Annotated in this window: 10 protein-coding genes; all 10 read right to left on the bottom strand. The window is 43.3% G+C overall.

Annotated elements, in window-relative coordinates; all coding sequences use genetic code 11:
* Positions 1-2: 2 nt before the first annotated feature.
* Positions 3-2,210 carry an anaerobic ribonucleoside-triphosphate reductase gene (gene nrdD, locus B7721_RS02190; RefSeq protein ID WP_162283469.1) on the bottom strand — a complete coding sequence of 736 codons (2,208 nt, stop codon included), beginning with the start codon at positions 2,208-2,210 and terminating at the stop codon, positions 3-5.
* A gap of 120 nt (positions 2,211-2,330) precedes the next feature.
* Complete coding sequence (locus tag B7721_RS02185; RefSeq protein ID WP_084877307.1) at positions 2,331-3,848, bottom strand: damage-inducible protein CinA; 1,518 nt, start codon at positions 3,846-3,848, stop codon at positions 2,331-2,333.
* Between the two features lie 35 nt (positions 3,849-3,883).
* On the bottom strand, positions 3,884-4,027 hold the full coding sequence (locus B7721_RS10180; RefSeq protein ID WP_000933185.1) for a hypothetical protein: 144 nt from the start codon (positions 4,025-4,027) through the stop codon (positions 3,884-3,886).
* Positions 4,028-4,101: 74 nt separating this feature from the next.
* Positions 4,102-5,634 carry a cardiolipin synthase gene (gene cls / locus B7721_RS02180; RefSeq protein ID WP_084877305.1) on the bottom strand — a complete coding sequence of 511 codons (1,533 nt, stop codon included), beginning with the start codon at positions 5,632-5,634 and terminating at the stop codon, positions 4,102-4,104.
* A 135-nt stretch (positions 5,635-5,769) separates the two neighbouring features.
* Positions 5,770-6,714, bottom strand: a complete 945-nt coding sequence (locus B7721_RS02175) for a 3-oxoacyl-[acyl-carrier-protein] synthase III C-terminal domain-containing protein (protein ID WP_000141197.1) — start codon at positions 6,712-6,714, stop codon at positions 5,770-5,772.
* Positions 6,715-6,728: 14 nt separating this feature from the next.
* The gene (locus B7721_RS02170; protein WP_084877304.1) at positions 6,729-7,991 is read right to left on the bottom strand and encodes a F390 synthetase-related protein; all 1,263 of its coding nucleotides are present in this window, start codon (positions 7,989-7,991) and stop codon (positions 6,729-6,731) included.
* A complete protein-coding gene (locus tag B7721_RS02165) occupies positions 7,969-8,784 on the bottom strand; it encodes an MBL fold metallo-hydrolase (RefSeq protein WP_049550195.1) in 816 nt (271 codons plus the stop codon). Before B7721_RS02165 ends, B7721_RS02170 begins: the two co-directional genes overlap by 23 nt.
* A complete protein-coding gene (locus B7721_RS02160; RefSeq protein ID WP_084877302.1) occupies positions 8,759-9,739 on the bottom strand; it encodes an NAD-dependent epimerase/dehydratase family protein in 981 nt (326 codons plus the stop codon). The genes B7721_RS02165 and B7721_RS02160 overlap by 26 nt, the downstream gene beginning before the upstream one ends.
* Positions 9,740-9,742: 3 nt before the next feature.
* Positions 9,743-11,011: a glycosyltransferase gene (locus tag B7721_RS02155; protein WP_084877301.1), complete on the bottom strand. Its 1,269-nt coding sequence runs from the start codon at positions 11,009-11,011 to the stop codon at positions 9,743-9,745.
* A gap of 104 nt (positions 11,012-11,115) precedes the next feature.
* Entirely contained in the window at positions 11,116-12,267 is a 1,152-nt protein-coding gene (locus tag B7721_RS02150; protein WP_084877299.1) for an iron-containing alcohol dehydrogenase, read from the bottom strand.
* Positions 12,268-12,271: the final 4 nt, after the last annotated feature.

The raw sequence follows: 12,271 nt of genomic DNA, 5'->3' as shown, positions 1-12,271 counted from the left end.
TTCTAATTTCTCACCTCATGTCCGGCTGTTTTAATGGTTGAGCCGTTCATGTGTTTGACACGCGCAGCGATTTCCTTGTGGCGTCCATTAACCATCGGACGCGCTTGAGGATTTCCCAGATAACCACACGTACGTTTGACAACATCTACTGTTTTAGGGTCGCTATTCCCACAGTTGGGACAAGCAAATCCTCGCTCAGTTGGTTCAAAATCCCCTTCAAAGTCACACTTGTAGCAACGATCAATCGGAGTATTGGTCCCTAGATAACCGACACGGTCATAGGCATAGTCCCAGACAGCTTCCAGGGCTTTAGGATTTTGTTGAAGAACTGGATACTCACAATAATGGATAAAACCACCTGACGCACCTGCTTCTGGATAAACTTTCTCAAAGTCTAATTTTTCAAACGGTGTTGGATTTTTCCGGACATCGTAGTGGAACGAGTTGGTGTAGTATTCCTTGTCTGTAATATCAGGAATAGAGCCGAACTTCTCTGTATCTAAGCGACAGAAGCGATCTGTCAGACTTTCAGACGGTGTGGAGTAGATAGAGAAATGGTAACCATATTGGTCAGACCACTCTTCCACACGACGTTTCATATCGCGAATGATATCCAGTGTGAATTCCTTGGCTTCAGGATTACTTTCCCAGCTGTTTCCAAAGAAGACTGTAGCTACTTCGTACAAACCGATGTAGCCCAGAGAAACTGTCGCACGGCGATTCTTAAAGAGTTGGTCAACACTTTCTTCTTTTCCGAGACGGCGGCCAAAGGCTCCGTACTGATAAAGGATAGGGGCATTCGCTGGTGTTGCTTCCTTGGTCCGTTCAACACGGTAAACCAGAGCATCTTCTGCGATATTCATCCGCTCATTGAAGATTTCCCAAAACTTATTCAGATCCCCTTCAGACTCGAGGGCGATACGAGGCAGATTGACCGTCACAACACCTAGATTCATCCGACCTGAATTGACCTCAACACCATTTTCATCTTTCCAGCCTTGGAGGAAGGAGCGACAACCCATAGGAACCTTGAAAGAACCAGTCAGTTCGATAATCTTATCATAGGATAAGACATCTGGGTACATCCGCTTGGTTGCACACTCGAGGGCCAACTGTTTGATGTCGTAGTTAGGTGAACCTTCCTCTAAGTTGAGTCCTCTTTTTAGCGTAAAGATGAGTTTAGGAAAGATGGCTGTGCGGTGTTCTGAACCAAGTCCCTTGATTCGGATGTTTAAGATAGCTTTTTGAATTTCCCGCTCAAAACGACTAGTTCCTAAACCAAAACCGAGCGAAGTAAAAGGTGTTTGTCCATTTGAAGTGAAGAGGGTGTTGATTTCATACTCAAGAGATTGCATGGCATCGTAGATGTCCTTTTGGGTTTTCTTCCAAGCGTAATCTTCCCGTTTTTCAGGCAAGACCCACTCTTCTGCATCTTTGAGGTGTTTCTGGTAATTCTTCTCTGCATACGGAGCCAAGACTTCATCGATACGGTCAGCTGAACAGCCCCCGTACTGGCTAGAAGCAACGTTAGCAATGATTTGTGAAATCTGAGCTGTCGCAGTCTGGATAGACTTGGGACTCTCTACCTCTGCATTTCCAATCTTAAAACCATTTTCCAGCATGCCTTTAAAATCAATCAAACAGCAGTTGGTCATCGGAGTGTAGGGGCTGTAGTCCAAGTCATGATAGTGGATATCCCCTTTTTGGTGAGCATTAGCTACGTGCTTAGGAAGCATTTGCAGCCCGATTGATTTCCCAACAATCCCTGCTGTCAAATCACGCTGGGTATTAAAGACATCACTGTCTTTATTGGCATTTTCATTGACAACTGCTTGATCTTTATTGAGAAGTTTATGGATACTAAAGTTGATATCTGTCGCTTTTGAGCGCTCAAAATCCCTTTGTGTCCGATAAGTGATATACTCCTCAGCCAGCGCATACTCTTTGGCTTCAAGGAGTTCATGTTCTACGACATTTTGAATTTCGTAAATCTTGACACCTTGAGGGAAGCGACTGTGAATTTCAGTCACGATTCTTTCAACTAGACCATTTAGGCGTTTTTCTACTAGAGGCGTAACGTCCATAACCTTTTCCGCCGCCTTGTGGAGAGCCTTGTCAATCTTGTCTACATCAAACACCACACGTCTACCATCTCGTTTTTCAACGAACAAGGTGGGAACGGTTGCAAGCTTTTCTTCTAATACAATCATATCCATGCTCTTTTCTAAAATGTTGTTCTATGAAGTATTATACCACTCTAAAAATAAAAATCAATATCTTGTGTTAAAAATCCTAAATTTTTTAAAATTCCACAAGATATTGATTTTTTGTTATTTTGATTTATAAAGTTTGAACTCGCTAGTATCTGTCTGAACAAGCTCATAGTTTTCACTGAGCCAGCTCTCTACATCTGACCACAAGGCAACTTTTTGATTGACCACAATCATCTTCGGTTGATTCTCTTTCAAGTCATTCATCAGTTTGGTTTTATTTTCATCGCTTGCAGTATAGAGTGTTGGAGTTGATAGAGAAGTCGGCGCCAAGCGTTCACTTGCACGATAGAAATCAGGACGATCATCCCAAGCATAGACACGATCCTCAGAACTCGTTTGTTGTTTGACCACGCTAGCAAGACGGTCTCTCTCCTGATAAGTCGCTGGGTGCGAAAGGTAGCGACTCACGATAGGAAGAACAATGAGATAGGCAAGGGCAATCAGTGGTAGATAGAAATTTCCTTTAAGGAAAGAAGTTTGTTTCTCACGTCTTCTTCTACGACGACTCCCTCCCTCAGAAACATCTTCCTTGATTCCTGTCAGAAGGAGCAAGACCAAGAAAGGAATTAGCACCACAAGACGAGTACCGTTGATAGGTTCTTGGGAGAGAATCAATATTCCCAAAGAAACCAACAATCCCAAGCTAGCAGCAATTGAGAGGGCATATTGCTTGGCTGGTTTTGACTGGAACAAGCCTGCAAAGAGCAAACCAAGGGAACCTAACCCAATAGCAAGCAAGCCATAGAAGGCTACATTTTCAAGCAAATGCGAATTTGAAAAGAGGCTAAGAGTATTTACCGAATACAAGGTCTGACTAATGGCATCCCCAAAACTACCTGTCCACACTGTATAGTACCCTAAAGGATAGAATAAGAGTGAAAATCCTAGGGCTGACGCAAAGAACTGATATAGGCCATGAACAAAGTGACCTTTAGCTAGATTAAAGCCGATAATCCCCAAGGCCAGTACAGCCGCAAACAAGGCGGTTGGAATTGGCGCAAGGAAGAAAGCGAGAGCAAGGCTCATACCCACTCGTACAAATCCTTTGTCATCCTTTGGAAAAGCGAGATAATTTGTAACGATACTCAATGAATAAAATAGGAAAGGCAGGGCTAGCAAGAGAGCATAACCGCCACCAAAAGCGAGACCTGCTACAAGCAAGTATAGAATAAAGACAACTCGCTTCGCTTCCTTTTCTTGGCCGACAAGAGTATCCGCAGCCTTAAAAAGAAAAACACCTGCTCCAAACAAGGCTAACCACTCAACCAAAGCAATCAAAACACTGCCTTGAAAAAGGTAGGTTAGCACATAATAGAGCAATCCCTCCGTCCCATAGTAATCTGTATACATTTGACCATTTTGATGTAAGGCCCAACCGGTATAAAGATCCTGACTTTGTTGCGGACTGATTAAACCAAAAATAAAAGGCAGGGCAACCGAAATGGCTGTGGCCACTAAACTCCAAAGCATGATACTAAAAAAGGGAATAGGAGCTCCTTCTCGTTTCTCTGGCACTGACCAGTCTTGGTAATGAGATTCTTCTTGTTTCTCATCTATTTTCCCGTATACGTTCATTCAATTTCTCCTCTAAGTTTATCTGTTTTAGTATATCAAAATCTTACAGGAATGTCAGCTTGGGATTGATATTTGCTGAATTTCTTATCCAATAGCACAAAGCGTTCGATTTCACGAAAACGGTGGAAGCGACTATTACTGTACTCTCTGATAAAATCATCATCTTCTAGATTAAGCATGGTTTTCTCCTTTACTTATCTATTCGTGAGAAGACAAAAAAAGACCCGGCCTTGGGCTAGATCTTAATGGATAGTTAGAGCATAGGGGCAAACAACTGGACAATTTCCTTGATGAGGCTTTGATACCAGCTGGTTTTGATAGTGTGGGGATAGATTTCTTGAGAAACTTTAAAAATCTCTTCGAAATCCCTTTCAATATCGATGATGGACTGCGTTCTATAAAGTAAGACGGCATTTTCATAGTGGTGGAGCAAGCTACGATAGTCAAAATTGATGGTCCCCACAGTAGCTGCCTCTCCATCGACAAGCATTTGCTTGCTATGAAGGAATCCCGGACTGTACTCATAAATACGAACCCCAGCTGATAGCAAATCTGGATAGGCTCCCCGAGTAACTAACTGAATAACCTTCTTATCTGGGATACACGGCGTCACAATTCGCACATCTACCCCTCTCAGAGCTGCATTTTTGATACTTTCGGTGAGATCATAGTCCGCAATCAGATAGGGAGTCGTGATGTAGACGTAATCTGTAGCTTGATTGATAAGATTTTGATAGACCGTTTTTCCAACCTGGGCTCGGTAGATGGGTTTTGGTCCACTACTATAGGGAATACAGAGCCCCATCCCGTCTCTGGGGTGATTTTCTAGATGGTATTGGTCAAAGTCACTAATCTCTCCACGGTTGATATACCAGGCAGATAAAAAGAGCCTGGTAAAAGCTTTAACAGCCGGTCCATCCAGCCGAATACCGCTATCCTTCCAATAACCAAAGCGTTCGATATGGTTGATATACTCATCGGCCAGATTGATACCACCTGTATAGGCAATTTGACCATCGATAACCATGATTTTACGGTGATCACGGTTGTTATAAGCAACAGTCAAGCGTGGAATCACCTTGTTAAATTTATGGGCTTCAATCCCTCGGCTACGAAGCTGGATGGTATAATCCCCAGGCAAGGTTGCCATACATCCAATATCGTCGTAGAGGAGCTTAACTTCTACTCCTTGAGCAGCCTTTTCTTCCAAAATCTCTAAAATACTGTTCCACATCAAGCCTTCTTCGATGATATAGTACTCAAGAAAGATAAATTTCTCCGCTTTCCTGAGATCCTCTAGCATCTGATGCCACATGCTTTCACCAGATGCAAAAAATCGTGTATCCGTTCGATCATAGACATCGGCATTCGTGTCCATGCTGAGGAGAGATTTGATAACGCCATAAGCCGACTTGTCTTGCTCTTTTAACTCCAAACGGAGAGCTCTGCTATTGTCCTCTCGATCAACCATTGATTGGAGCTGCTTTAGCTGCTTCATTTCTTTTTTAGATAAACGACGCTCTCCAAACATGATATAGAGTAAGGGACCAAACACTGGCACAAAGGCTACTAATAGCCATGTTACCTTACTCTCAGGATTCATAGATCGATTAACAATCGATACAATAGTCGCTAAGCTCACTAAAATGACTAGGATAATCCAGACAATTGGAGCCATTTGCCCAAGATAGAGAAATAAACCAAAGACGATAAACAACTCTGCCAACATGATGGTAATACTAAAACCATATTTTGACATGAGTAGCTGCATTTTTCTAGCTGTCATACATCCCCTTCCTTTTCTAACATTCTCCTTAACTGCTTGATAAATTAATGTTTCTACTAGTATACCTCAGTTCAGGGGTAGATGGCAACCTTTTACCTTTGCTCAAGTTCCAGTCGTTCCGTGTTTAGATGATTATTACAATTTCAAAGCCAACATATTGACCGTCATACCAGCTGCAGTCCCCATAAGGTAGACGACATCTCCCTCCTTGATAAGTCCATGCTCCAAAGAATAAGCCAAGCCAAACGGTACAGAGACTGACACCATATTTCCATAGTCAGTGACGAGATTGAGGTACTGATCCTCAGCCACACCTAGTTTTTCCATGACCAAAGGAAGAGCACGACTTGCTTGGTGAGGAATGATATAGTCCACATCTGCCAAGGCTAGCTGTGTTTTTTCTTGAAACTCTTCAAACATGACTGGGATTTTACGAGCAGACAAGAGGAGGATTTTCTTCCCCTTCATGTCAAACATATAGTTGGTCTTCGTCGCTTCAGAGTACTCTTTTGGTTGAAAAGAAGTCAGACCTCCACGAATCTCCGTATCGTGAGCCCCTTCTGACCAAGTACGTTGGAGACTAGCAATGACCCCTTTTTCCTGATGACTTTTTTGGAAAATAAAGGCTGCTGCCCCATCACTAAAGAGTTCAAAACTTTCTTTCTGCTTGGGATTGAGCCCTAAACTACCAACCTCACTAGACACAATCAAGACACGATTGTATTCGCCCGCCTCGATCAAGTGGGACATAGTCGATAGAGCAGAAATAAAGCTGGTACAGGTCGTATTGATATCCATAGCTGGAATAGAGAGTCCTTTTGCCACGCGCTCATGAATCAAGGCAGCAGTACAAGGAATAGGCTGAACTCCAACTGCACTAGCTGATACAAGGCAATCGATATCTTTAATATCTAAATTTGCATGTTCAAGCGCACGCTGAATCGCTACCTCTGCCAAGTCGAGTTGCGTTTCTTCATTTTCAACTACACGATAACGGGTCTGGTCTTTGAATTGGACGGTATGCTTGGGAAGGCAAACACCATAACCTGCGATTTCTACATGTCTTTTTACTTCTGTCATTGTCTTTTATCCTTTCATAAACGTTGGATTCGTTTGAGTTTACGGCTAGTATCCCAGTGATAATCTGAAAATTGGATTTGAGGAACTATGAACTCTTTTTGCTGGGCCAAGAGTTGGAACTGTGCTAAAATTGCTGTCTCTACGTCCTCATCTCGTCGGCTTAAACAAACTTCCACTAATTTCTCGGAATGTTGCTTAACTTGGTAATCTCCTACATTCTCCACAAAGAGGATGCAACGCCTGATAAAGTCTGGATAGATGGTTACCTGTCCCCCATTCTGCCCTTCAAAGTAGAAGATATCATCAGAGCGTCCTTCGACCTTGTCAATCCGTGTATAGTAGGAGCCACAGGGACAAGGCTCCGGATTTTCAACCAAGATATCATTGAGCTGGTAGCGATAAACAGGCTGACTACTTCGCTTAAAATCCGTAATCACTGGATAAAAACGGCGGTCATCTAGATACTGCTTTTCTACAAAGATAATGTCTTCGTTGAGATGTAGATTGCCAGCTGAGCAAGTGCAGGCTAGGAAACCTTCTGTCGCCTGATAAACTTGGTCAATGATGCATAGTGAAAAGGCTTCTGCGATTCGTCCCCTATCACTATCTTCCAAGATTTCCGCCACCGAAACGATTTTTTGTGGGTGAATAGCTAACTCTCCATCCTTGAGACGCTTGCTCAATTCAATCAACATCGAGGCTGGCGCCACAATAATCGTTGGTTGATAGTTGTTGAGTCGCTCAATATGCTCATCTGTATGTTTGAAAATATCAAAATACTCTAGACGAATGAGCGCCGTATTGATGGTCTGATAGAGTTCATTATCAGCTCTCAGGAAAAAGGCGATGCGGTGTCCAAAAAGCTGCCCCTTGGGCAACATCTTTGCCAAGATAGCCGCAGCCCACATACTTCGCTCTTTCTCTGTTGTGATAAAGAGCCCCCGATGTCCAGACGTCCCTGAAGACAGACCGACGGCTACTTCCCCTTTAAGTTCAGTGAAGTCACGGGTCTTCTCACTTTCAATAGCTAAGGATAAGGCTTCATCTCTATCCACTCCTTGGGTGTTGAGCTCATTAAAATGTTCCATCATAAAAGCCTTGTCCATATGGTCAAAGTTGCTAGGAATCCCATTTTTAAAGTAGGGAGACTCTCGCTTTAAAAAGTCCATATAGTTGGCTAATTGCTTTTTCTGATAGTTTTCTACAGCTTCTCGAGATTTGAAATGATGAAGCCAACGAGTTTGGATAAAGGTTTTAAGAAAGGTTATTTTTTTCATGTAAGATTGACTCTATCCTTTCTACAGGATCATGACTAACAACTACCTCAATACCGGCCTTTAAGACTTCCTCCAGAAACTCTGTCCCCCTGATATAATCGGTCTTATTATCCTGCACCAGGGAAGGAAGCAGGTGCATCTGCTTGGTGTAAGGTAAGAGGTCAATTCCCCAACAGAGGTCCGCTGCAATGAGGAGATTAAGGTCTGGAAAATATAGACAGGCTTGCCCCCTAGCATGCCCGTCAACAGAAGAAACTAGGATACTGCCATCTCCAAAAAGATCACAAATCGGACGATAGGGAAAAGTTGAAACTTGCTGGTCAGCTCTGATAATGGTTAGATTTTTCTCAAAAGAAGCTGGTAAAAACTCCTTGAAAATCAAGTCTTTCAACTTGGGTTTTTGGTAGACTTCATATACTTCTTTTGTCAAGATAAAGGTTGCATGAGGAAAGAAACTAGCTCCTCCCAGATGATCTGGATGTAGGTGTGATAGAAGAACATAGTTAATTTCTTCTGGTTTGATTCCCTTCCCTTCCAGCAAACGAGAAATCTGGTCCTTCTCCGTCATTTGAACGGGCGTTCCTAGCCGATAGAAGCCATAGCGAAGATGGGTCTTAATATCGTAATGATAGCCTGTGTCATAGAGGAGATAGCCCTTGTCCCTGTGTTTGATAAGAAAAACACCTGCTGGAAAGGTCATCTTTTGATTCTTGACTCCCTTAAATAGCAAACCTGTGTAGCTGGTACAGTAGCCTGCTGGGAAATAATCAATGCTTTCGATAATCTTGGACATATTGTTCAATCCCTTCCGAAATACTGATCTGAGGGCGATAACCCAAGTCTCGCTCCGCCTTGCTGATGTCCAGCGTCTGACTATAACGGAGCAGATAATAGGTATAGCGTGTTAGAGCCGGTTCACCTTTGAGTTTCAAGACCTTATACAGAAACTCTAAACTACTGGCAATAACTGAAAGAAGAGGAGCTGGCACTTTTCTGTATGTTATTGGATAGCCCAACCCTCTCAAGGTTTCTTCTATCAAATCCTTAAAGGCTCTTGGTTCCCCATTGGTAATATTATAAACTTCGCCACTAGCTTGAGGGGCCTCTAGAGCCAAACGAATGGCCAGAGCGACATTTTCCACACAGGTCATATCCATGAGCTGACGACCATCCCCTATCAAGGGAATGCCAATCTTCTGACTGAGTTTGAGAACTCGGGGCAAAATACTGGTATCCCCAATCCCAAAAATCCCACGAGGTCGTAAGATAATACTCGGAACATCGGGATAGTCCTTAAACAGCTTCTCCGAAGCCAGCTTACTACGAATGTAGTTGTTCAGATTATTTTCCTGAGGCGCAGCACTTTCTTTGATAGCTAACTGATCTCGAGGCGCAGCATAGATGCTAGGCGAGGACACATAAACCAAACGCAGAATACCAGCCTCTCGGCAAGCATCCAGAACATACTTGGTCCCTAAGACATTTGTCTGGTAGAAATCCTCCCAAGGCCCCCAAACGGTAGAAAGAGCACCCGCATGCACAACCATGTCCATCCCCTGACAAACCCGAGCCAAGTCCTCTTGCTTGGTCAAATCTCCCTGAAAAAATGCCACAGAGGAGTTTTCTAAAGACTGACCCACATTGCGATTGCGTCCAAAAGCGCGTACCTGATAGCCCTGCTGACTGAGCTCTTCAACAACATACTTGCCTAGAAAGCCCGTAGCACCTGTCACCAATACTTTCTTCATTTTTTACTTCTCCTTGTCCCCTAAGAGCCGATGTATTTCGCTCTTCAGAATCTCTGTTGGCTGATAGATTTGAGCTGCACGACTAAGTCTGTTCAAGTCTGGCCAGTCATCTCTAGCCAACAACTCATCAAAGGCACGTCCAATCGCTTCCGTATCCTCTCGTTTAGCAGTCAAGGCAATCCCTGCCTCTAATCCACGAACTGCATAGTCATACTGATCATAGTCATGGGGGAGAATCAAGGCAGGCTTACCATAGATGATACACTGGTAAAAAATACCCGCACCACCATGATGAATCACATAATCCATCTGAGGAATGTACTCCTTATAGGGAAGATAGGATACCACAGAAACATTGTCCATGAGCTCTTCACATTGGAAGTCTTGTCCGCCAAACCCCAGAGTCACAAAGAAGTGGCAATCTGGATGTGCTTCTGCCAATTGTTGTGTCTGATAGAGGAGATTGTCTTTAGCCCATGCTAGCTGAGTGCCACAGGAGACAAGGACCTTCTTATAACCTGCATAGGGAGACAAATCGAGGGGATAATTTTCTGCCCTCTCAATCGAAGAGCCAAAAGGTCCCACCCAAAGGTAGTGCTCTGGAAAACCGCTTTTCAGCTCCAACTCTTTCATCCCAATTCCCAAGATGGAATAGGGTGAATAGATGGTTTCCTGACCTTTCTGATTGTAGAGCTTAAAATCGTAACGTTTCAATCGTTCTCTCAATAAAAAGGTTACGATTCGTTTCCCTAAACGAGTCCCTTTTCTTCCTAGCCATTGCTGGGCAGATTGGAAAGATGTTTTTGGACTGCCCATTCCTCCAAAGAAACAAGGCGGTCCATCTGTCGTTTCAATGGCAAACTGTGTCGCCATCGTGGTAATCCAGGGAATATTCAACTGTTCCGCTACAAGTCCTACAGAGAGGGTTATAAAATCCGCAATCACAATATCAGGTCGATTTTCCTGCCACTCTTGCATTAATTGATCTGAAACCACATTGATCAAATCAAGACTAGCTGACAACTGTCGATAAGCAGAAATAAAGTTTAACTGCCCTTCATTGTTGGCTACACGCTCAAACTCATCTACACAATTTTCTAAAATGGGAATCACCTGGAATCCCATCTCCTCTGCGACAGCTTTTCGTTGCGGTCCTGTAAATAATCGAATCTCATACAAGGGATCCTTCAACAAGGGTGCAAGTAAATTCAGTGTTGGGAAGAGATGCCCACTCAAGGGAACTACAACCACATCAATTTTGATTTTTCTCATATGTCTAGGATAGCAAATTTTTAAAAAAAGAACTACCAAAATGATAGTTCTTTCCAATATTATTTATATGTTGGGGAATACGTCGTTTCCACTCTACTTAATCCTTAGAAGAGTTCTTTGTAGAGAGCAATGGTTTCTTCTAAAGTTGGCATAAATGGATTGCCTGGCGCACATGCATCAATCAAAGCATTCTTAGAAAGGTAGTCAAAGTCAAAGTCTTTTTCTTGGATACCGAGTTCAGTGAGTTTCTTCGGAATACCAACAGTTTCAGAAAGTTTCTCAATCTCAGCGATAGCATAGTCAGCACATTCTTGGTCTGTTTTTCCTTCAACATGGAGTCCCAAGGCCTTGGCCACATTGCGGAAAGCTTCTGGTACACGCTTGGCATTTTCACGTTCTACAACTGGGAGAAGCATGGCACAGCAGACACCATGTGGCAAGTTATATACCGCACCGAGTTGGTGAGCCATAGAATGAACATAACCCAAACCAGCATTGTTAAAGCTCATACCACCGAGGAAGATGGCATTGACCATAGCCTCACGCGCTTCAATATCTTGGCCATTTGACACAGCACGAGGAAGATACTCCTTGATGAGTTCAATCGCTCCGATAGAAAGTTTCTTGGTCACATTATAAGCACCTGGTGTTACTAAAGCCTCGACAGCGTGAGTAAGAGCATCCATACCTGTCGCTGCTGTCAATCCTTTCGGCTTTGAAAGCATGAGTTCTGGATCATTGACAGAGATAAGGGCAAGGCTATTCTTATCAACCATTACCATCTTGACCTTGCGCTCTTCGTCAGTAATAACATAGTTAATGGTGATTTCTGCAGAAGTTCCAGCTGTTGTATTGATCGCAACCACTGGCAACCCTTTTTTAGCAGACTTGTGGAGACCTTCGTAGTCCTGTGGCTTTCCGCCATTTGTAGCGATGATAGAGATACAACTAGCTGCATCCTGAGGAGACCCTCCTCCAAGACTGATGATAAAGTCGCATCCATGCTCTTTCAGGGCAGCCACTCCGTCTGTGACGTTCTTGCAAGTCGGATTTGGCTCCACATCACTAAAGATCACATATTCGATCCCTTCAGCATCTAATGGTTTTAGGATCTTAGGTAAAATATCACTTCCCTCGATGAACTTATCTGTCACCAAAAGAGCCTTCTTATACCCCAATTCCTTGATATACGGACCTACTTCATTTACAACACCTTTACCGATAAGGTTAACTGATGGAACGTAAAATGTAGCCATATGC

It is taken from the genome of Streptococcus oralis subsp. oralis (genome assembly GCF_002096445.1).
In the GTDB taxonomy this organism is placed as follows: Bacteria; Bacillota; Bacilli; order Lactobacillales; family Streptococcaceae; genus Streptococcus; species Streptococcus oralis_N.
This window is presented reverse-complemented; position numbering and strand designations above follow the sequence as displayed.